The organism is uncultured Nostoc sp. (assembly GCF_964245575.1).
GTDB lineage: Bacteria > Cyanobacteriota > Cyanobacteriia > Cyanobacteriales > Nostocaceae > Nostoc.
Genome location: NZ_CAXTNP010000035.1, coordinates 1 through 22,951, shown reverse-complemented (window position 1 = coordinate 22,951; position 22,951 = coordinate 1). Strand labels below are relative to the sequence as shown.

At 41.8% G+C, this 22,951-nt stretch carries 16 protein-coding genes and 2 pseudogenes; 5 read left to right on the top strand and 13 right to left on the bottom strand.

Going from position 1 to position 22,951, the window contains the following annotated elements:
• Positions 1–101: 101 nt before the first annotated feature.
• Positions 102–542, bottom strand: coding sequence for a Uma2 family endonuclease (locus tag ACFFAP_RS08340; protein ID WP_375510783.1), 441 nt, complete (start codon positions 540–542; stop codon positions 102–104).
• Between ACFFAP_RS08340 and lysS the strand changes: the two genes are divergently transcribed.
• Positions 541–2,226, top strand: a complete 1,686-nt coding sequence (gene lysS / locus ACFFAP_RS08335; RefSeq protein ID WP_375510782.1) for a lysine--tRNA ligase — start codon at positions 541–543, stop codon at positions 2,224–2,226. The two genes, ACFFAP_RS08340 and lysS, sit on opposite strands and share 2 nt — an antisense overlap.
• Before the next feature lie 155 nt (positions 2,227–2,381).
• Positions 2,382–2,735, top strand: coding sequence for a hypothetical protein (locus ACFFAP_RS08330; RefSeq protein ID WP_375510781.1), 354 nt, complete (start codon positions 2,382–2,384; stop codon positions 2,733–2,735).
• Positions 2,736–2,904: 169 nt separating this feature from the next.
• Here the strand turns inward: ACFFAP_RS08330 and ACFFAP_RS08325 are convergent, their stop codons facing one another.
• The 4 genes from ACFFAP_RS08325 to ACFFAP_RS08310 form a co-directional block, all read right to left on the bottom strand.
• The gene (locus ACFFAP_RS08325) at positions 2,905–4,581 is read right to left on the bottom strand and encodes a S8 family peptidase (protein WP_375510780.1); all 1,677 of its coding nucleotides are present in this window, start codon (positions 4,579–4,581) and stop codon (positions 2,905–2,907) included.
• Between the two features lie 580 nt (positions 4,582–5,161).
• The gene (locus tag ACFFAP_RS08320; RefSeq protein ID WP_375510779.1) at positions 5,162–7,909 is read right to left on the bottom strand and encodes a type I secretion system permease/ATPase; all 2,748 of its coding nucleotides are present in this window, start codon (positions 7,907–7,909) and stop codon (positions 5,162–5,164) included.
• On the bottom strand, positions 7,858–8,640 hold the full coding sequence (locus tag ACFFAP_RS08315; RefSeq protein ID WP_375510778.1) for a peptidylprolyl isomerase: 783 nt from the start codon (positions 8,638–8,640) through the stop codon (positions 7,858–7,860). The genes ACFFAP_RS08320 and ACFFAP_RS08315 overlap by 52 nt, the downstream gene beginning before the upstream one ends.
• Before the next feature lie 504 nt (positions 8,641–9,144).
• Positions 9,145–9,966 (bottom strand): TIGR00297 family protein, encoded by an 822-nt coding sequence (locus tag ACFFAP_RS08310; RefSeq protein WP_375510777.1) that lies wholly within the window; start codon positions 9,964–9,966, stop codon positions 9,145–9,147.
• Positions 9,967–10,712: 746 nt separating this feature from the next.
• Between ACFFAP_RS08310 and ACFFAP_RS08305 the strand changes: the two genes are divergently transcribed.
• Positions 10,713–11,144 (top strand): VOC family protein, encoded by a 432-nt coding sequence (locus ACFFAP_RS08305; protein WP_375510776.1) that lies wholly within the window; start codon positions 10,713–10,715, stop codon positions 11,142–11,144.
• A 246-nt stretch (positions 11,145–11,390) separates the two neighbouring features.
• On the opposite strand, the gene ACFFAP_RS08300 is transcribed toward ACFFAP_RS08305, so the two are convergent.
• Positions 11,391–12,026, bottom strand: coding sequence for an esterase/lipase family protein (locus ACFFAP_RS08300; protein ID WP_375510775.1), 636 nt, complete (start codon positions 12,024–12,026; stop codon positions 11,391–11,393).
• 606 nt (positions 12,027–12,632) lie between these two features.
• On the opposite strand from ACFFAP_RS08300, the gene ACFFAP_RS08295 reads away from it, so the two are divergent.
• Positions 12,633–13,193: a hypothetical protein gene (locus tag ACFFAP_RS08295; protein ID WP_375510774.1), complete on the top strand. Its 561-nt coding sequence runs from the start codon at positions 12,633–12,635 to the stop codon at positions 13,191–13,193.
• Between the two features lie 43 nt (positions 13,194–13,236).
• Here the strand turns inward: ACFFAP_RS08295 and ACFFAP_RS08290 are convergent, their stop codons facing one another.
• The 6 genes and pseudogenes from ACFFAP_RS08290 to ACFFAP_RS08265 form a co-directional block, all read right to left on the bottom strand.
• Positions 13,237–15,576 carry a VIT domain-containing protein gene (locus ACFFAP_RS08290; protein ID WP_375510773.1) on the bottom strand — a complete coding sequence of 780 codons (2,340 nt, stop codon included), beginning with the start codon at positions 15,574–15,576 and terminating at the stop codon, positions 13,237–13,239.
• Positions 15,577–15,781: 205 nt separating this feature from the next.
• Complete coding sequence (locus ACFFAP_RS08285; protein WP_375510772.1) at positions 15,782–16,846, bottom strand: tol-pal system YbgF family protein; 1,065 nt, start codon at positions 16,844–16,846, stop codon at positions 15,782–15,784.
• Between the two features lie 68 nt (positions 16,847–16,914).
• Complete coding sequence (locus ACFFAP_RS08280) at positions 16,915–17,688, bottom strand: 16S rRNA (uracil(1498)-N(3))-methyltransferase (RefSeq protein ID WP_375510771.1); 774 nt, start codon at positions 17,686–17,688, stop codon at positions 16,915–16,917.
• Positions 17,689–17,701: 13 nt separating this feature from the next.
• Positions 17,702–18,347, bottom strand: a pseudogene (locus tag ACFFAP_RS08275) (Uma2 family endonuclease).
• Between the two features lie 112 nt (positions 18,348–18,459).
• Positions 18,460–20,376, bottom strand: a complete 1,917-nt coding sequence (sir, locus tag ACFFAP_RS08270; protein ID WP_375510770.1) for a sulfite reductase, ferredoxin dependent — start codon at positions 20,374–20,376, stop codon at positions 18,460–18,462.
• 263 nt (positions 20,377–20,639) lie between these two features.
• Positions 20,640–21,176 (bottom strand): hypothetical protein, encoded by a 537-nt coding sequence (locus tag ACFFAP_RS08265; protein ID WP_375510769.1) that lies wholly within the window; start codon positions 21,174–21,176, stop codon positions 20,640–20,642.
• 393 nt (positions 21,177–21,569) lie between these two features.
• On the opposite strand from ACFFAP_RS08265, the gene ACFFAP_RS08260 reads away from it, so the two are divergent.
• Positions 21,570–22,511 (top strand): ADP-ribosylglycohydrolase family protein, encoded by a 942-nt coding sequence (locus ACFFAP_RS08260; RefSeq protein ID WP_375510768.1) that lies wholly within the window; start codon positions 21,570–21,572, stop codon positions 22,509–22,511.
• 164 nt (positions 22,512–22,675) lie between these two features.
• Here the strand turns inward: ACFFAP_RS08260 and ACFFAP_RS08255 are convergent.
• Positions 22,676–22,897: pseudogene (locus tag ACFFAP_RS08255) on the bottom strand (IS630 family transposase); the annotation flags it as partial.
• Between the last annotated feature and the right edge of the window lie 54 nt (positions 22,898–22,951).

The following is a 22,951-nucleotide window of genomic DNA, read 5'->3' as shown; positions in this document are numbered from 1 at the left end:
AAAATTTTGAGCCTTTGTCATAGAAGATACCAATAATATTTTTTCTGACAGCCTTTTGGATAAAATGCGATCAAGCGATCGCACTTTTTCTTGTAGCTATCTTACCCACTATTTGCAGGATGATGAGCAATGTACTTTCGCGCATCAATGCGGACAACAGCAATATCTGGTTCAGGTTCCGAGTATTGGCTTAACTGAATGGGATCTTGCACCCGAATTAAGGCAACTTCTGCTAGCGATGCCTGCGGCGGGCTGCGCCAACGCTTGAGATAATCAGACGCACACAGCGTTGTTGCTGCATGGGGGGGATTTTTGGCACTCATGGGGATAACTTGCCCATCAATCAGTTCTACCCGTTCATCGGCTGTGATAATACCCGTCTCAAGCATCCGGTGATATTCATCTACATTCCACAAGCGCACTCTAGTTTGTGTCATTGTATTTGGTTTGGCGATATTATCATCTGCAAAGTGCAAATATCTCTTACTCTCAACTTTTGCAGCATCTATAATTAATCTTGCCCCCTGAAAGTTCGTTACCATGTCGGAAGAAGATATCCGAGCCGCAAGGCTGGAGAAAGTAGAACAACTCAAGCAGCTAGGGACTAATCCCTATGCCTATCGTTGGGAATCTACCCATCATGCAGCTCAGTTGCAAGAACAGTTTGCCGATTTAGCCAGTGGTGAAGAAGTTGATTTAGAAGTTGCGATCGCTGGACGGATTATGGCGCGTCGCGTTTTTGGTAAACTGGCTTTCTTTACCTTGCAAGATGAAACTGGCACGATTCAGCTTTATTTGGATAAAAATCGCATCCAAGAAAGCATGGCAGATATTGATGCTGATGCCTTCAATCATTTAAAACAACTCACAGATGCAGGCGATATCCTGGGAGTTAAAGGTACTATTAAACGGACTGAAAAGGGCGAGTTATCTGTCTACGTTAAACAATATACTATCCTGACTAAATCCCTGTTGCCCCTACCCGACAAGTGGCATGGATTAACGGATGTTGCCAAGCGCTACCGTCAGCGCTACGTTGACTTGATTGTTAACCCGGAAGTGCGACAAACTTTCCGCCGTCGCGCTCAAATTACTGCCGGTATTCGTCGCTATTTAGAAGAACGGGATTTTCTGGAAATTGAAACGCCTGTTTTGCAAAGTGAGACTGGGGGTGCAGATGCGCGTCCATTTATTACTTACCACAACACTTTAGAAATGGAGTTGTATCTGCGAATTGCCACAGAACTTCATCTCAAGCGGTTGATTGTGGGTGGTTTTGAAAAGGTGTTTGAATTGGGGCGGGTTTTCCGTAATGAGGGAATTTCAACTCGACACAATCCCGAATTTACAACGATTGAAATTTACCAAGCCTACGCCGATTACAACGATATGATGGCGCTGACTGAAGGGATTATTACCACTGTCGCCCAAGATGTACTTGGTACATTGCAAATTACCTACCAAGGAGAACCTATAGATTTAACACCACCTTGGCGGCGAGTAACAATGCACGATTTAGTTAAAGAATTTACAGGCTTGGATTTCAATTCTTTCCAAAGTTTGGAAGAAGCAAAAACGGCAAGTAAAAATGCTAGTATTCCTGGTGTAGATGAAGCTAAATCAATTGGTAAGTTACTGAATTTAGCTTTTGAAGAAAAGGTAGAAGCTAATTTAATTCAACCTACCTTTGTAATTGATTACCCTGTAGAAATTTCGCCTTTAGCAAAACCTCACCGTTCTCAACCTGGTTTAGTGGAAAGATTTGAGTTATTTATAGTGGGGCGAGAAACTGGGAACAGCTTCTCAGAACTTACCGATCCCATCGATCAAAGAGAACGCCTAGAAGCCCAAGCTGAAAGGAAAGCTGCTGGAGATTTGGAAGCCCAAGGTGTAGATGAAGACTTTCTGACAGCCCTTGAATACGGTATGCCGCCTACGGGTGGTTTAGGGATTGGGATTGATCGGTTGGTAATGTTATTAACTGATTGTGCTAGTATTCGGGATGCGATCGCCTTCCCGCTACTCAAGCCTGAAGGCAGCGTTATTAAGCAATTTACCTATGAGCCAAAAACTCAAACACTGACTATTGAATTTGATAGTGGAAGTGTTTACGAGTATTTCAAAGTACCTCCCAGTGTCAAGGAAGACTTAGACAATGCACCGTCTAAAGGTCAATACTTTAACAAGTTTATTAAAGGGAAATTTAAGTTTGAACAGTTGAGTTGAGCTAGTAAATACCATTCAAAAATAATTACTAATTCGTAATTCGTAATTAAAGCTTCAACTTTGCTCAACAGTAGGGTGCGTCATGGCTTTGCCTAACGCACCATTTTTATTACCTAAGTTGCACTCACTTAATTATATATATAGAAATAGCGCCTGTGTGTTGCCAAGTAGGACAAACTGTATTTACTTCAACTACTTACTCTAAAATATGGGGATTAGCACAAACTATACTGGCATTTGTTTACTGGAAACGTATAGAAGAAGATAGAGCGCAAAATATAGAAACTTCTATTAATTTATGTCAAAAAGCTTTAAAAATTCGTAGTTATGAAACTAATCCACAAAACTGGGCAGAAGTACAAAATATTCTAGGACTTGCCTATCGAGATTGCATACGTGACGATAAAGCTGAGAATCTAGAACTTTCTATTATTCACCTTCAAAATGCTTTACAGGTTTTTATATTACAGAAAATCCTGAACAATGGGCTTGGGCACAGCATAATTTAGCTAGACGAGCGATCGCTCTCTATGATTTCCGATAATAGAAAGGCGATCGCTAATTTTTACCTGAACAACTTGGCACTATTCAATTCATCATTGCCACTATCTCTTACTAATTGAACTTGCCGTCTTCACCCCACAAGATTAGATAATTTATTTCTTGGATATCCCTATTCTAATCTTCATTATTGCTATCTGCATTGATGATGCCCAGAAGATTATCATAGCTTTGGAATTGCAACCATAATTCTGGATTGGCTAATTCGTTATTAGCTTCGGCTGGTATCAGATATTTTGCTGTTTCTGTGTAAACGTAGCCCGTCGTATACATCGGCTGACCTATTAAAGAACCGATATCATAACTCTTAAAACTAGCAATAGTCTCTGGTGTGAGATATTCTGCTGTTTTTGTAATCGCCTGACCTTTTAGAGAACCAAAATTAGAATTATTAAAACTATAAATTGTCTGTGATGTGAGATAATTTACGGTTTGTGTGTTTATAGGTAGCAAGTTGTTGCCAGAAATCACCTGCCTTGCCAGAGAACTAACATTGGAAATATTAAAATTAGAGAAACTAGAGATTCTAGTTTGTGAACTGTTTTCTGCTGTGTCTGCTCCGGTGTAGGCCGTTGTAGACATCGCCTGACTTGCCACAGAACTGACATTAGAAATATTTGAACTAGAGTTTGTACTTTGTGTACTATTTCCTGCGGTTTCTGTGACAATCTGACGGACTTGGGCATCAGTCAAGTTGGGGTTAGCACTAAGCATCAGGGCAACTATACCAGCAACATGGGGAGCAGCCATAGAAGTGCCGCTATAAGTGGCATATTGATTATTCGGAACTGATGAATAGACTTTAACTCCTGGGGCTGTGACGTAAGCGATTTCATTCGTTCCAGAACGGTTAGAAAAGTCGGGCATATTATTATTCTTATCCACAGCCCCAACGGCAATTCCCGACTTGTATGCATAGCGGGCGGGATACTCCGGTGATGAGTCACCATTATTACCTGCTGCCATGACGACAATTACTCCTTTGCTGCTGGCATAATCAATGGCTGACTCTAAAGTACGATTGGAAGATGTGCCTCCTAAACTGAGGTTAATCACATTAGCTCCATTATCCACAGCGTAGCGAATACCTTTAGATATGGAATTATAGGAACCAGAGCCAGATTCATTCAAAACTTTGACGGGCATAATTTTGGCATCATAAGCAATACCAGTGACACCGTAGTTATTATTTTCTCCTGCGATCGTGCCGGAAACATGAGTCCCATGACCGTTGTTATCTAGGGTGTTGTTGTTTTGATCAGAGAAGTTCCAGCCGTAATTATCATCAATATAGCCATTGCCATCATCATCTATACCGTTACCTGCAATTTCCTTGGTATTCGTCCAGATATTATTTCTTAAATCCTCGTGGTTATAGTCAACCCCAGTATCTACAACAGCAACAACAACGCCTTTACCTGTGTATCCCTTTGCCCAGACTTCCGGTGCTTTAACCAGGTCTGCTCCCCAATTATTGCCACCAAGATTAGGAACATCAGCAAAGGTATTCTTACCAATAGCTCTAGCCACTGCTGCTGCTCCATTAATCAAGCCATAGCCATTGGTGGAGTTATAATTTTGAGCGCTAAAAGCATTAGTAGTAGCGTTACTGCTATTTTCGGATTCACCATTATTTAGCAACTGCACATCAGCATCGGCTGAGTTATAGCTACTAGGTCTGCTGAAGTTGAGGCTCTGGTCATCTTTCGTCTTAAAGCTATCTAATGAGAAGATTGAAGTGACATTTAGCTGTTTATTTGACAACACATTGTTGTTAACATCATCAATGAGCATAAGTATTTTTTTCTCAAAGATAGCAATCAGTTTTTGACAGTTTGAAGCTTGAAAATCTTTAGATTAAGAAGATTTCCATGTATGAATAAGCCTCATTGTCAATAATTACTATGAAATTTTAGAAGAAAATGCTAATTCTATTACCAAAAAACATTCTGACAAATGTAGTTTTTATTAAGAATAAATTCATTAGGTGAATCTTAAAACTTTGAAGTGTATTAATGGAGACTAGCGCAATGAGAAGAAGATGTTATGACAGTTACTACTCTTAAAACTACTGCGATCGCTGCTTATAAAAGTATTTACACCACGAGGCCAATACGGTTCGGATAAGATCCCCCTGCCTGTGGCGACTCCCGATAAATTGGGGGTAAAGGAGGAAATTAGCCCCCCAATTGATCGGGGGGTTGCGGGGATCTTCGCAGGGTAACAAGCTAACCGAACCGTATTGCAAGCGAGGGTAATTATTAAAATTATCAAAATTAAAATGGCGAATGGAGCATAGCTCCATTCACCAAAGGCTGTCCTTAAGCCGCTTTCCAAACGTTTATCTTTTATGCAGCCACAAACTTTGAGTTAGTTAAATGTTTGCTTGCTGCCGTTGATATAATGACCAATACAAACCCTTTTGTTGCAACAATTGTGAGTGAGTACCACGTTCAGCAATCACGCCTTGCTCCAATACCAAAATCAAATCAGCACGTTTGAGGGGAGCAAAACGGTGAGCAATCAAGAACACAGTACGATTAGCAGAAACTTTTTGCAAGTTTTGCAGTACTTGTTGTTCAGTTTCACTATCCAAAGCGCTGGTAGCTTCATCCAAAACTAAAATCGGCGCTTGAGAAAGAAATAGCCTTGCGAGGGCAATACGTTGTCTCTGTCCACCAGATAAAGCTGTACCGCGTTCGCCAACATTGGTTTCGTAACCGTAGGGTAATTGACTGATGAAATCGTGAGCTACTGCTAATCTTGCCGCTTCTACTACTTGCTCTGCGGTAATGTCGGGACTACCGAGAGTGATATTTTCCAAAATAGAACCGTTGAATAAAAAGTCTTCTTGGAGAACTACACTAATTTGTTGCCGCAGTGAGGCTAAATCGGCACTTTTTATATCAAAACCATCAATGAGGATGCGTCCTGATTCAATTTGATAGAGGCGTTGCAATAGCTTAGACAGGGTACTTTTACCAGAACCGCTACGTCCGACAATGCCAACAAATTGCCCTGGTTCGGCATTGAAAGAGATTCCCCGCAGAATTGCTTCAAAGTTCGGCCGGTAGCGGAAAAAGACTTGCTCAAAGGTGACTTGTCCTTTCAGAGGTGGTAAAACTAGACCAGTTCCCAGTTCAGCTTCTGGGGAGACGTTGAGAATATCACCAATGCGATCTACAGAAAGTAGCACTTGTTGGAGGGTTTGCCACAACTGTACTAAGCGCAAAAGTGGGCCTGTGACTCTACTAGACAGCATTTGAAAGGCAACAAGCTGTCCGACTGTGAGCTTTTGTTCGATGACTAACTTAGCGCCAAACCAGAGAATCAGCAGGGTGGAAAAATTGGTAAGAAAGTCACCGATGTTGCTGCTGATATTAGAGGTAGTAGAGGCTTTAAAACCTGTGCGAATGAAGCGAGCAAATAAGCCTTCCCAGCGATCGCGGGCTACTGATTCTGCTGCATGGGCTTTAACGGAGTGAATTCCGGTGATTGTCTCTACTAAAAACGATTGACTATCGGCATTCCGGTTAAAGGTTTCGTTGAGCCAGTTACGCAGAATTGGTGTTGCAACTATCGTTAAAGTCGCAAATAGCGGCAGTACTGCTAAGGCGACAAAGGTGAGTGGGATATTATAATAAAACATCAATGCTAGGTAGACCACAGCAAAGATGCTATCCAAAATCACAGTTAATGCTGTACCTGTGAGAAACTGACGAATTTGTTCGAGTTCCTGGACTCGTGCTACTGTGTCGCCGACGCGCCGCGACTCAAAATAAGCCAAAGGCAGACGCATTAGATGGCGAAATAGCTGTGCAGATAAACTCAAATCCAGACGACGAGCTGTATGGGTAAAAATGAATAGGCGCAGAATGCCAAGTATGGACTCAAATATGGCTACGCAAAAAAGTGCGATCGCCATCACATCGAGAGTCGGCAAACTCTCCTGCACCATCACTTTATCAATGACGACTTGCGTAATTAGTGGTGTTGTTAACCCCAAAAGCTGCAAGGTAAAAGATGCTAACAATACTTCAGTAAGCAATCCCTTATACTTCCAAACTGCTGGGGTGAACCAACTGAGGTTAAATTTTTCTTGCTGGGATATGAGTTCTACTTGCCACAATCGCCCATCCCAAGATGCTTCAACTATCGACTCAGACAAGCTTTCACAAATGCGATCGGGATTTAGAGGGTTAGCGATAATCAGGCGATCGCCTTTAACTCCATAAGCCACCACCCAGGATGGACTCTGGGGTGAATCAGAATTCCACAGTAGTAAAGCTGGAAATGACAACTGTCGTAACTCACCCCAACTCACTTGTAACCGCCGCAACACTAACCCTAACTTTTCTGCTGCTTCCACAACCTGTTTTGGGCGTTGTCCTCTGAGTTGGCGCTGCACCCATTCCAGTTGCACAGAATTTTCTAACTGTTGCGCCACCATTGTTAAACAAGCAGCAGCAGTGTTCCAGCTAGCAACAAAGGGATAACTTGAGATGATCTGATTGGCGGCTGGGAGTCCTCTTTGGGGTTGAAGGCTGTGAGGGCTAGAAGTTCCCTCTGAGACTGGCGCTAGTGAAGGAGTGGAAGAAAAAGAAAATGTGTCTCTCTCTTTTTCCATGTCCACTGGTAACACTTGCCAGAATTCCTGAATTTGTGGATTAGAAAATTCTGCCCACAGGGCTGTATGCCAACACACTACTACTACTTCTTTACTAGCAGCTACAGCTTTAAAATCCGCAGACAGCTTTTGTAAGTCACCGAACCAATCCCCTACATCTAGGGCTGCTAAGGGTTTGCCAACGCCCTCTTGAGACACCGCGTTGGGCGGCTTTGCCGATTTGTAGCGACTGTCTTCTCGTAAGCGGACTTTCCCAGCCACAATTAAGAATTGGTAACCGCCGACATCGTTTGACCAGATTTTCTCTCCAAGACGATACTGACGAGTTTGGGACTCCTTTTCCAATCGGGATTGTTGTTCGGGAGTCAGCCAGCATAACGGTGGCTGATTCCAAGGCAAAGAAGCTAGCACTTTTAATCGTAAAGATTCATTATCCAGAATATTTAACTCACTTGTAATTTGACTGTCAGTTTTTGAATTTTCTCTGCTAGCCATTTCTCAAACAACTCATTTTGTAGTGCTTGCTTTAGTTGAGTATCTTCTAAAGACGCTGGCAGAAATTGTTCTACTCGAAACAAACCGTAAGGTCCTTCTCCTTGGGGAGAGTCTTTGCCAACGATTTCTATTGGTCCTATCAATTGTCCAGGACTGGCCACATCAATAGCTGCCCGTAATATATCCGGCATAGTTCCTCGGCTGACTATTCCCATCATCCCGTTCACAATTCGGTCATCCGAAAGGGAATACTCCTTAGCTAGTTGCTCAAAACTACCTCCTTCTTCAATTTGGGTTTGTAGTTCGTCTGCCAATTCTCGATTATCAACAACGATCCGAGAAAGTACCACCCGATCCAAAAAAATTTTGCGTTCAATAAAATATTCTGGGACTTTTTCTTCCGCCACTACAGCTTTTAGCTTTTCTAACTTGTAACCAAAAGCCACCGATGTGTGAAAGCTAGCGTAATCTGTGTTGTTGACCTTTAACCATTCTTGAAAACTTTGGGGGTCAATCAGTTGGTTTTTCAACCTAAAGTCAATAATTGCCTGTTCAGTTATTGCTGTACCAATCTCAATATCGTCTCGTGTTCGGATTTCTTCTTCAATTACGTACTGACGGAGAATATCACCAATGAACTGTCCCAATTTCCCAGAGGCTTGCAGGTACTTTACTGCTGACTCAATAGAAATTATTTTGTCATTGATTGTCAAAAATGGTAAAGATTCCATGAACTAACTATGTGAAAATGATTAAGAACTTATAAGACTTTTAAATTAAATCATATAAAAAGCATTTGGTCATTGACGATTAAATATGATAAAAATTTTATTAACTAATTACATCTAAATGGTCAAAAAATTATATAACTAGTAAATAAAATAATTTCCCATAATTACTTTTACGGACTAGCGGGGACAGAACAGGATTTAAAATATCAGTTAGAAGGCAAAACAAGTTGTGTAACCAAATCTTTATAAATTCAGAGAAGTAATCAGCTAGATCAGCTAATGAGTATTTAAGTTGGATAAAAGCAGGGCTGGAGCCGCTTACTACAAGCTAATCGTTCTGGAAAAATGAATGATGATTAGGTTAGATAAGCGAAAATAAACTAAAACATATTAAGAATTGTTTCTTGCCAGTTGCTAAAACTTGATGCACTGCGTTGCTCATGTGGCCCAAATTGTAGCAACTGAGGGCAGAACCTTAACAAGTAATCCTTTATTCTCACCTGCCTAGTAAATTATACTTATCCATGTCCAGGCGAGTAGCACAGCCGCGATCGCACCGATTAATGTATTCAAAATATTTACTATCTCATTGGTTAGCCAGGTATACTTAGATTGCAATGTTGCCCCAATCACACTTTCTAAGTTCGTGGCAATAAATGCTGCCAGTACACACCAAGTTACTCCTAATAGATTAATTAAACCAACTCCCCAACCAACAAATGCGATCGCTACAGAAGCCACAATCCCAGCTAAAGTCCCTTCCAAGCTTACCGCTCCTTCTGTACCGCGAGGCACTGGTTGGAGTGTGGTAATTAGAAAGGTGCTTTTACCATACGCCTTACCGACTTCACTAGCAGTGGTGTCAGCCAGCTTGGTACTGAAACTCGCTACATAGGCTAACAATAATAGGGACTGGGGACTTGTACTGAGCGAAGCCGAAGTATTGGGGACTAAAAATTGCGGACTAGGTACAATAAATCCCGAATTTATTATCCCTACTCCCAAAGCACACAGCGCCCCAGTCAAAGCCGAACCCCAAACATTTTCTGGGCCTCTTGCCCCAGAACGCTTTTCGGCAATTCCTTCAGCCTCCTTCTGCGCCATTCCGATGCGGGTAACCCCAGAACCAACGAGAAAATAGAACATTACTACTGCATATCCTTGCCAGCCCAAAGTTACCCAAATTAAGATAGCCAGAAACCAGGCATGGAATAATCCAGCAGGGGTAAGCAGCTTTTTCGGAGCAATCCAAGCTAAACCCAATAGAATTGTATTTAATCCTACCGCCACCAACCAGGGATTAACAGAATCAATTAAGGATGACATCAGCAATTAATCAATGAGTAATTTTGTCTGAATATCAACAGAATAACTAATTTGTTACCCTTAGTACCGCAAGGCAGAAGTCAAAAGGAGACAGTGCGTTGCGCGGGTTAAGAGCCTTGAAGCAACTGGCTCTCAAAAGTCAAAAGTCAAACAGGTATACAACGTAAGAGTTTCGTTGATTTTGAATGAGTGGTTTATTTACGCCGTGCTGTACTAATGCTTAATTTATGACACCTCCGCAGTTCAAGTAATATATTTGTATTATTAACTAAATTCCGTAGATATCACCCTGAAAGCTGAGTGTTAAACAACAAACAATCTCTTAGATATACACTGCAATATTGACTAAAGAACGTGGATTAAACAAAATGCAAAACTTCTGTTTAGTTGAGTGGACTCTTCGAGTGCGTAACATACTCAAAGCAATTTCTAGAATGGATTAAATTACCAAACACCTTACGAAAGTTGTAAGTTATTAAATTTACGTTCCTCAGCCTGTACCCATGCAAATCTAAATTACTATAGCTGCACAAGACTAAATAATTAAGTGTAAATTATGTAGATGCAGGGCGAAGTCCACAACCGCAGGGTGCAGCAGCTGAAGTGGTACTCAATACCCAATCTTAGTCATAAGGATAAAGTATATAAGTTAATGTCAATTAAAACTGTGTTCAAGTTGACCACAATCAAGATTTAACAGCATAAATTGTAGATAGCATCAACTACTAGTCTTTTTTAGATAAGCTATGAGCCAAACTTTATTCCATCTTGCTTTCCCTGTAACTGACATTGCCCAAACAAAAGCATATTACGTGGATGGCTTGGGCTGCATTCCTGGTCGTGAAAACCATCACGCCCTAATTCTTAATCTCTACGGCCATCAATTAGTGGCTCACGTCACCAAAGAACCCTTGACACCGCAACATAGTATATATCCTAGACACTTTGGGCTAATTTTTACCCAAGAACGTGACTGGCAAGACTTACTAAAAAGGGCACAACAACAACAGCTACTTTTTCGTGAGGAAACCAAAAATCGCTTTGTTGGTTCTCCTCTTGAGCATCGCACTTTCTTTTTAGAAGATCCCTTTTATAACCTCATGGAGTTCAAGTGTTATCGTCACCCAGAGGCGATTTTTGGGAGTTACGAACATACGCAAATTGGGGATAGGACTTAAGAAATTCGTAATTTGTAATTTATAATTCGTAATCACCCTCTCTACGAGACGCTACGCGAACGCGGACTTGCTCATAGCGTTGCTATGCCGTACCACTTCGTGGAAGCAAGCTACGCGCAGCGTCTCGAACGCGAGTGCGTCTCCCCGAATCCCAAAGGGAGAGGCTAGCGCCAAGGGAGAAGAGAAGGCTTTACGCTGCACTAACATAATTAAAGATGAATAAATGCAGCATGGCAAGAATTCTAGCTACTGACTGGATTTTTTATTCAGTAAGGGTAGCCTAATAGGCTCTGCTAAAGCTGCTTTAACTACTGCTAAACTCCTGGGGTCTGTCAGCATCCAAGGGTGTAAAGCAACTGGTACTATGACTTCGCTTCCTACGGACATTTGTGAACTATTCGCTGGGACAATCATCAAATCATAAGGTGTCCAGATAGATGTAAAATTTAGCTGCCCCAACATTACAGCATCAGAATTTAAATCCTTGAGAAAAACGCTGTCGGGGCGCATTTGTACACAACCAGGACGCCAGGAACCATAAGCAACCACAGTTCCATGATGGGGCGAAGAGATTGTGATAAACCGCTCAACGCGGTTAATTCCTCCCAGTCGCTGGACATAGTAACGGCTAACAATTCCTCCCATGCTGAAGCCTACCAAATCCAGGCGTTGTTCTGGTGCAAAGGTGGCTGCAACATAATCTGCTACTTGCTTTGCCAACTCATCAAGACCCACATTACCATTATTAGGTACGAGATCCAGGGAATATACAGACCAACCCTGTAGTCTTAACTGAGCCGCCATTTTATGGAAAACTGCCTCTGTGTCGTCAATCCCATGTATTAACAAAACGGGATTGCGTTGTTGATTTTCAATGTTCATTTACAAAATCTGGCTCAATTTTGGGGTGTATTTCACTTTTGTAGGTATAGCAAGGGACTGGGAACTGGGGACTGGGGACTGGGGACTGGGTGAAAGTCTTTTTGTGTCTAAGTTTTATCATCTGTTGATGTCCTAATCACCAAGGCTGTTGCTATATATACTGCTTTACAAACTGAAGCTGTTGCTTTTCGGATTCTTTAAAAGACATTTTTGCAAAACTGAAATGCTCCCAAAGATAGTTGGTATAAAATTTAACTTATAGCCAGCGCTATTTGCCAACAGGCTATGACACTCCCCTCACTGGTTGTTTTCTTCAATCAGCAATTTTCAAACAAAGAAATGTTAATTTTTGTAAAGCCTGCTTTCAGAATCTTGCTCTTAGTTACAGTAAAATTTAATAATTAGTTCTCGGTGTATACAGGTCGCAAGTGCTTGCAAAAAAAACATTTGCCCTGTGGTTTTACTAAAATGTTGATTAAGCACAAACCTATAAGGGTTGTCACCACAATGGGGTGGCACAAACTAGAAAATGTAACATTTTGTCGTAATTTTTAACAATTACGGTCGAGTTTCAAATATAAAAGGTAAAAGGCAGGAGTAATTGTAATGGATTTTATCAAAAAGTTAATTTCGGGTATTCTTGGTTTCATTACCGGACTGTTACCAGGCAAGAAGAAAAGCAACGGCTACTTCTTGGAATTGGACGAAGCCAAAGATGCTGCTAAAGATGCTGCTAAAGAAGTAGCATCGAACGCGAAGAAAGTAGCAGAGACAGTAGCAGAAACAGTTGTATCGAATGCTAAAAAAGTAACGGCAACAGTAACATCAGAAGCATCAGAAGCATCAGAAGCACCAGAAGCATCCAAGCCAGCTTCATTGAACGGAAGAAAAACCGCCGCAGCTAAGGGTAAGGCTAAGGAAAAATCAGCAAAAAATCCCAAACCAGCGGATGTTACGCTTGTCCAGACTGCTGAGGGTCTTAAAGTTGAACCTGGCAAAAATGCAAAAGCCGCAGCAGCCAAAGTCCTGAAAGAGGAGCCAAAAGAAACTACCTTTGCGCCTAAATATCTTGCTCCTTCGGCTACTAGCTCTAATGGCCGTCGGCGTCCAGGGGCAAATATGAGCGCTTACTTAGACATGGCACGTCAGGTTAAAACCCCTGGTTAAATCACAGAGACGCGAAATTTCGCGTCTCTATACTACCGATGAGTTAAGTGTGAATACGCAATATCAAGACAAGTTTACCAGTTGTAGATGGGGGAACTCTCCAAAGCAGGAGCGATCGCTTAATTTTTTCCACTACAACTGCATCTTTTAGAGTCGAGGCTTTTTCATCCAAAACTATCCCTCCTACCCGACCTTTGTTAACGGTGAACTCAAAGACGATTTCACCACTAAAGCCTGAAGGAAAGTTTAGTTGTTGAAGGTGTTGGCTTAGGTCAGCAATTCCTGTTTTATCTAAGCCAGTGACGCTGATAACCTCTAACTGGTGAGAGATGCCTGTGTCTAATATTTCATCCTGTTGCGTCTCCTCGAAATCAAAGCTCAAAGATATCGCAACTTCTTTGGCTGCTGGAGATTGTGGCGATCGCCTTTGCCAAAGAAAATCTGGAGCTTCTGCTGAGAGTGGCGCTGATGGCTTTGAAAGTGATATTTTAGGCGCAAAACCACCAGCCAAAGCATTGCCAAATACTCCTTGGTAACTAACTGCTTCCGGCATTTCCACTGACACTTGCATAGATACATATTCGCTTCCTGGTTCAACTCGCACGTCATGGCTGACAGCCACAAAAGCGGTGTATTGAGAAAGCAGTTGATAAGTTAAAGCTGTTTCTGTGACTGCTTCTACACCAGCTTTCGTTTCAAAACTCACCATGTGATTCATGAAATCTTTGATGCAGGCACGTCCCCATAACTGTGCTACAGCAAGATTTCCTGTTTCCTCAAATATAAGGTGAAACGTTTTTTCGTAGTGTTTACCGCCCGCAGCAATGCCGGATATTTGCAGATTACCACTGACTCCATCTTGTTTTCGACCAAATAAAACTAATGGTTGTTCGCTGAATAAATCAGGTGCTATGGCTGGGTAAATAACAGGCGATTCTGTGTCACCTTGCCAAGAGATTTGAATATTTGTGAGTACAGGATTATTAATTTGCCTGTAAAACTTTTCGGCAACTTCTTCTGTGGGTTCATCATGACGAATAATTCTAGATATTCCGCGGCCAATTTCGGCGATGCGATTCAGTAAAAAACGGTTAACTGAACTACCAACACCAAAACTGTAAAGGCGATTTCCTGGTTGTAGGTGCTGTTGTACCTTTGCTAAAATCTCATTTTCGTTACCGATATAGCCATCGCTTAGAAGTACTACACTCCGTAATCTTCCGGTGGGTGCGGGGAAATTTATGGCTGCACGAATGCCACTAAGCATTTCTGTGCTGCCAGCAGCTTGTAAATTGTTAATGTAAGCGATCGCTTGGGCACGATTTTCTGATGTATTCGGCAGAGGTGTTGGTGATAACTGTCTGACTCTATCGGAAAAATCGATAATTGTGAAAGTATCGTTGGGATTCAACCCATTGATAAATCGTCGCATCAATTCCTGACACTTCCATAAAGGATCGCCAGATTGGGAACCGGAAGTATCCACCAAAAATACGATATCTTTGGGGACAATTTCATCAGTAGAATATTCTAAAGCTGGAATCAGATATATTGCGAAATGTCCGCCGCGATCGTCGGCTTGGGTTAATACTGTGGATTGAGTTTGTTTACCAGAAATTTGATAGCGGAGAATTAAATCTTTGTTGGGAATTGTATCTTCTGAGGCTAATTGAATCCGCACGATTTCACCGGAGTGTTCAATTTTTAATTGATGTGAAGGAGAACGCACTTGAGAAATTGGTAAACCTGCATCAATTTCTACTCTCACATTAATATTGTGGGGCGATGTCTGCGACGGGCTACGCCTACGCGTTCCTTCTAAGACTACAGGTGGTGTAATGCGAGAAGCATCAGGAACTCTGTCTGTATCACCGCTATCATCTATCGGCGTTCCTGGAATATATCTTGGCCCTACAACCATCGGAAAAACAAATTCGTAGTTTCCCTCCTCAAATTTTAAGCTTTCTGTGTAACGAATTGTGACATCAATTTGTTCACCAGGTTTGATGTTAGCCAGAGATTGGGTAAAGATGTTGTCTCGTTCCTGTTCTAGAAGTCCAGCAGTACGTCCTTCTTGTTTTGCCTTTTCGTAGATGGCTACAGCTTCTTCACGTTTTTTAATATTACCTTTGATGCTGCGATCGCCTATTTTGATTTCCATATTATCTACCGCCGCTTCATCAGGTAACGGAAAGATATATACTGCTTCTAAAGGCTGTGTAAAGGGATTTTCAAAGCTTTGGCTCACCTCAACTCGTGACAAGTTACCTGCAATTTTTGCTAGAACTTCCGTATGCTTGAGCGGAAAACCTAGCTGCTCTCCTTGAGGGGATTGAACGTACAAACCCCCTAGCTGTTGGTTTTTAGTACTTACTGAATTCATATATTTGATATAACACTCCTATTTTATTTGTTAACTTACTTCTTAAACTAGATAAATAGCTCGGCATAAGTAAATAAAAGTTTGTAGTAAAGACTTTAGTCCTGATAATTATTGTTTTGAGCGATGAACCGCTCACTACAAACTAAAACTTTACTTTATGTTTAATTATGCCTGCCTACTTAATAAGTAAATTACGAATTACGAATTATTTAACAAACACCAATCCACTATATAAATGAAAAGCTGAGTCCCAATTAGTCTTTTCTCTACGCAACAAATGAATGTGAGACTTGAGATGGCCCAGCATTTCTGTTTGATCTAATGTTGTATCTGCAAAGCATGTGAAATCTGACCAAATTTTGACTTGAGGTAGTTGCTGGTCAATCCAACTTGATAAACTATTCCAATTAATTCTGATTGTATTTTGGCTAGCTTGGGGAATGATTTCTAAACCTTGCTGAAATTCATAGCCGTTGTCATTAAATCGGAGAATGCAACGTCTACCAGGTAGGTGTAAATCACAAAACTGGGTATAATCTTGTGTTTGAGTTTTCCGTTCTAGTTTACGGTGGGCATCAACATCTACAACTTGTTCAAAAATGGGCAAAAGTCCCACTACTCTTGCTGTGACTTCTGACCAGTCAAAGGTGAGAGAACCGAGTTGATTTGTCTCATTACGGCAAACAACAGTAGCTTGTGGGGTAGATTCTTGGAAATATTTGACTTGATAAACTTGAATTTGTTGAATTTGAGCTATTGTTGCCCAAAAGCAAAAAATGCCAGCCTGCTGTAACTGTTTGCCATAAAATTTTATTTCTCCCACTGGGCCAATGCGGTACAACCTCCAGCCACGACTTGGCAGTACCAGCCGTGCAGTGTAAGGGTCTAGCTGCATAATCTGGGCGAATTTTCGAGATGCTTCTGTTTTGAGTTCGTTACTGAGTGGCTCTAAAACTAGTACGCCAAGTGCGGTGTTATTCCCTTCGGCTGTTGCTTGAGAAATGGCTCTTCGTCTTTCTTCTAGTTCGATTTCTTGTAGCCGTCGCAAACCTTCACGTGCGAGCGTCACTATTCTACTATTCCTCGTATCTCGCAGCAGTTGCCGATAGACTTTTTCTGCATCCTGGAACTTTCCAGATACTTCATGCAGGCGACCGAGATAAAATTGTACCCAAGGATGTTCTGGCGATTCTACTAGCAGCTGTTTTAGTAATTTAGCAGCTGTTTGATAATCTTTATGCTCAAAGGCGATCGCAACTTGCTCAATCATCACTTACTTTAAATACACGCTGGAGTGATGTCTCGCGCAAAATCTCTTTTGCGTGAGCTATAAATCATTTATACTTCACAAGCTGCGGTAATCAAGGATAATGCTACTACTGGGGCTGTAACTGCTCTCAGGATGCGGCGGCCAAGGGAAACAGGCTGAAATCCAAATGCGATCGCATTCTCGATTTCTTGTGTTGTCCATCCCCCTTCTGGCCCAGTAGCAATGACAATTGTTTTTTGTCCTCTGTCATTTGTCATTTGTCCTTGGTGTTGTAAGCAATCTTTTAAATGGGGAAACTCACCACGTGCTACACAGATATATTGCTGACTGGTTGTAAATGACATAGGCGCTTCGCCTTGTTGCAGGGTATGACCAATGACTAATGATAAACCCGTATTAAAAGCAACAGGTTCTAAAATTGTCGGCACGAATGAGCGCTCTGATTGCTCGGCGGCTTCCGTAGCGATGCGCCGCCAGCGTTCGAGCTTTTGAGAACTAGGATCAAGCAAAGTGCGATCGCTCAATACTGGTGCAATACAAGTTACTCCCAACTCTGTACAACACCGCACCACTTCATCAAATCCATTGCCTTTGGGCAATGCCACCATCAGCGTAATTGATACAGGTAATTCAGTTTCTACCAAAAGCGATTCTAAAACCTGTGCCTGCTCCCCTGCTAGCTGCGCCAACCACCATTTTCCCTTACCATCCATTGCAATAAAGCGATCGCCTTCACGCAAGCGCAACACACGTCCTAGATAATGCTGTTGTTCTTTGGTAAGTAAAATTTGCCCTTGTTGGAGTTGGGAGGGTGCGATCGCAATTCGTTGCAGTTGAGACATTTTTCTTAATAACTTATTGCCCTGCTGTAGACATCTGCTGTCTAACCCAGGTACGGAAAGCACGAGTTGCTGCTATTTGTCCAACTTTCTTGCTTTCTTGGATAAATCGGGGAATCTCCGTCACCAGTACAGGCGCAAAAGTTGGACTGCGATCGCTCTGCGAGTATTGTCCACTATTAAGGGTGTAAATTATCAAGACATTTCCGTTATACCGCCAGAATTCTGGGACTCCCATTGAAGCATAAAGGGTTAACTTGTCTATCTTGGGTCTGGAATATTCCACTTCCAGTACTATATCTGGTGGTGGGTCTGTATTCAGGTCAATATTTTCTTTGTTGCGGACTAACAATTCATTTTGGATATAGTAACATACTGTCCGGCTCGGCTCCTTGCTCTAAATCATCCCGCATCATAGTCAACGAGCCAGCGCTTTTAACTTCTAAACTAAATTCTTCACACAGCACAACAACAAAACCTTCAATCAGACGGTTTGAATTTTCGTGTGGCATCAATGGAGTGATAATTTCTACTATTCCGTTGTCATAAGCTAGCCTTTTATTTCGCTCAGATCCCATATCTGCCAGCATAGCTTTGAATGTCTGCCAGCTGATATTTTGCAGCACATCCCTAGTTTCTGCGAATTTTGCTGTCGTTACCATAGTTCAGTCTTCCTGTGGATGTGTTACCTAACTGTATTAGGACTTACACGATAAAGACACAGATGAATTTATCTGTGTCTCTGTTTGATTTCATTATCTTCAATTTTTCGGTTTACGAAAGATTCTCGAAATAAGCCTTTAGGGCTTCAGTCACTAACTGAGTCATCGGCTTACCTTGACTTTCTGCTACTTCCTTCAACTTGCTATAAACTTCTTCTTTCAAATTCACCCGATGGCGTGATTTATTTGCAGCATCGGCTGTTTGGGGTTCGTATGTAGCAGCAAATTCGCGGATGGCATCAAAACCAACGCGATCGCAAAAATCACCAAAACTTTCCTTCGATTTCCGAGATTTCTTAAAGTAAACAAAAATCGGCTCTAAGAAGGTTTCAAAGTCATTATGGTGCAGCTTTTCTATGTAAGGTTGTGCCAGTCGAGTCTGATTTGGCGAACCCCCTAACCATAATTGGTAAGATTCTGGAGCGCTACCGACAAAGCCCAATTCTGCCAGGTACGGACGAGCGCAACCATTGGGGCATCCTGTCATCCTTACCACAAAATGTTCTTTTTGTAAACCTAATTTATCCAACAGAGCGCGAATCCGCTCCAAAATACCCGGTATTGCGCGTTCTGATTCTGTGACTGCCAAGCCGCAAGTGGGCAAAGCCGGACAAGCCATTGCATACCGCACTAAAGGTTCGATTTTACTAGGGTCGTCTCCGACACCATAACGGCTGAGAATGTCTTGAATAGCTTGCTTGCTATCTGGTTCGATATCGTAAAAAATCAGGTTATGGTTGGCTGTCAGACGGATGGAGAAGTTGAACTGCTCAACAATTTCCCGCAAAGCGGTTTTCAGTTGAAACGAACCTTCATCCTTGATTCGACCATTGTCAATGGAAATTCCTAAGAATAGCTTGCCATCACCTTGTTCATTCCAGCCGAGAAAATCGTAATATTTAAACTCTGGCAGTGGTTTGAAAGCTTCTACTGGTTTACCGAAATATTCTTCAACTTGAGTGCGGAATTTATCTACGCCCCAATCGTTGATTAGATATTTTAATCTGGCATGACGACGATCCGTGCGATCGCCATAATCTCTTTGGGTAGCAACAATCGCTTTCACTATGTCGTAAACGTCATCCTTCGCCACATAACCGATGGGGTCTGCTAACCTAGCGAAAGTTTCTTCTTTACCGTGGGTTCTACCTAAGCCACCACCAGCAAAAATATTAAATCCTTCTAGCTGTTTCTTCTTATTAGTAATTACTACCAACGTCAGGTCTTGAGAATACAAATCAACCGAATTATCCCCTGGGACTGTCACGCAAATTTTGAACTTGCGGGGCATGTAATGCGTGCCATAAATCGGTTCTTCGTTGTTATGAATAATTGTGCCATTCCCATTGCGCTGTCGCGCTGCCTTCACTTCAGGGTCTTCTTCAGCACTAATTGCTTTTTCCCCATCTAGCCAAATTTCGTAATAAGCGCCTGTCTGCGCTGACAACAAATCAGCAATATTCTGGGCATACTCCCAAGCATACTGATACTCTGGGCGATTCTTAAAGGGGGCTGGTGGTGCCATCACGTTGCGGTTGATGTCGCCGCAAGCTCCCAAAGTCGTACCCAGATTCTTGACAATTGTGGCGATCGCTGATTTAAGATTTTTCTTTAAAATACCGTGCAGTTGGAAACCTTGACGGGTAGTTGCTCGTAACGTGTGGTTACCATACTCATCAGCGATTTTATCTAAAGCCAGATATAGCTGCGGCGGTACTAAGCCACCTGGATTTTTTGTCCGCAGCATAAACTGGTAATCTTTTTCCTGTCCCTTGGTGCGGTTGTCGCGGTTATCCTGCTGGTAAGAACCGTGATACTTCAAAAGCTGCACCGCATTTTCGGTAAAATGAGTAGTGTCTTGAAGGATCTCAGTTGCTACAGGTTCACGCAAAAAATTACTATTTTCCTTGATTCCTTCGAGTTTGGAAGGCTTACGGCTAGCGATGGGGGAAGGAGCAGATTTAACCATTAGACTTGTATAGTATTCTCAATAAAGCATTAGTAGACGCCGAATCAGCACCCTTCGGCTATTTTATCCCCGGTAATCCGGCCGGAATAATGAGGAATAGTTTAATTTTACCACAGCAAAAGTCGGCTTTGTCAGTAATGTAACACTTAACAAAACCAGCTTTTTCGAGTAGTAAGTTTTGTTAGCGATAGCAGGGCATTGAGCCAGTGCTGAGTCCTGAGTACTTAAGTAAAGTATAGAGCGACTGAGGACTCAATAATCTTTTATTTGAAGCGATAGCCAAGACCGCCATTGATGCTAACAGCAGGAGTATCGCTATTTTGGTAAGCACCAATTCCTACCTTGGCATTAGTATAGACGAGGAAATTGTTAGCAACTTCCGATTCAACACCAGCACCTACCACTACTGAATCTTTGTTACCTATGGGAGTTGGTGAGCCATCTTTCTCTACAAAAGAATAACCACCAGTTAAATAAGCATTAGTTTTATTAGCGATGGGTACATCCACAGAAACTTCTGGAATAATAGCACTTGTCTTATCACTCCAGAGGACATTACCGCGTGCAGAAAATGGGGTAGTTCCTAATTTCACGCGACCTGTAACATTACCACCAAATGTAGCATTATCGTTGATACCTTGTCCGCCGCTAGTAACACCAGCTGCAACACCAGCACCAACATAGCTAGCATCAGTACCTTTTTTTGTTTCAGCAGAAGCTTGACCAGCTGATACAAGAGGAGCAATTATTAAGGAAGACAATGCATAAATTGCCATGAAAGACTTGAGTAAGCGTTTCATACTTTTTACCAATTTTTAGATTTTTTACTTGTATATTCCAAGTCGATAATTGTGGGAGAATGTTCCAAATGTTTACCAGATTTTATTAACTTAATGTTGCTATTAATACATGAACTTTCCAGGTTAACTATCCCGAAAAATTAAAAATAAGCAGTTATAATTACATTCAATGTCTTTTCATTTGAGTTCTTTGTTCCAAAAATAGACGCTTTTAAAACTGGCACAATATTTGGAACTAAAACTAAGTCGGTAGATGGTAAATAAAATACCCGGTTAACAATTTTTTGCCGAGCTTTTCACAGATGATGAAAAGTAGGCTGTAGCATCCGTTGCAACAAGCTATAAAGGGAATCTATAAAGTTAATTTTGAGCAATTATTGTGGAGATTGAATAATGCTAACCGCTACAAAAACGTTGTCTGGTTTGATGGGTTTATGTGTCGGTGATGCGTTGGGTGTGCCGGTGGAGTTTACTAACCGGGCTGAACGAGTAAAATCTCCAGTGACAACGATGCAGGGTTATGGCACATGGAATCAACCACCAGGAACTTGGTCAGATGATAGTTCATTAAGCTTTTGCTTGGCAGAATGCCTTTGTAGGGGGTATTCGTTGGATGCTATAGCCAATTCCTTCTGGCGCTGGTACAAGGAGGCTTACTGGACTCCCCGTGGTGATGTCTTTGATATTGGTCAAACTACCCATACAGCAATTATGCGCTTGAAACAGGGAGTTGTTCCCCATCAGGCGGGTGGGAAGGTTGAAAATAGTAATGGCAATGGTTCGTTGATGAGAATCTTGCCGATGGCTTATTGTCACAGAAACTTAACTTTAAGCGAATTGCTGGCGCGGGTGCATGATGTTTCAGCGATTACTCATGCTCATGCGCGATCGCAGATGGCCTGTGGCATTTATATTAGTATTGCAGTGGCGCTCTTGGAAGGGGCTGACCTCCAAACAGCTTATTTACAAGCACTGCAAGATATCCAAACAATTTATTCTGTCCGAGAATTTTTGTTAGAGAAGCCCCATTTTGGCAGAATTTTCAGTGGTGAGATTGCCAAGATACCAGTGGAAGAAATTAATTCTGGTGGCTATGTGATTGATACCTTAGAATCATCTTTGTGGTGTTTGTTAAATAGTTCGTCTTATTCTGAAGCGGTGTTGAAAGCTGTAAACTTGGGCGGAGATACCGATACTACTGCTGCTGTTACTGGTGGGTTAGCGGGAATTTACTACGGGGTGGAAAATATTCCGAAACAATGGATGAACCAAATTGCTCGTAGACAAGACATTATCTACTTGGCAGAGCGTTTTGCAAGGGCTGTTTACAGTTAGTAGTCTGTCAAGTAAAGTTTGAAGGGTAAAGGAACGAACCGCGTTCGCGCTTCGCGTCTCGTAGAGAAGGCGCGAAGAGCGCGAAGGAAGAAGGAAATAAGAGAAATTGAAGAATTTCTCTACTCGTAAAAGTTGAATTTACAGAGTACTAGTGGTCTGTCCCATTAATTTTGATGGGTAAAATTCTGAGGAGTTAGATAAATCTTTGAAAGCTTAACTCTTGCATCTTCTGTACGAAAACGCCAATCTACACAAACCTGATTAATATTGCGCTCGTACTCCCAAATTGAAATCTATTTTTCTAAAGTTTCAATATTAGGAATTCTTCTTTGAAGACATTGACGGACGAGTACAGACAATTCCGATTCAACCATATTCAACCAACTACTAACCCAAGTTGCCAGTTACAAAATCAGACTGGTGAACTGGTGTCAAAAAGG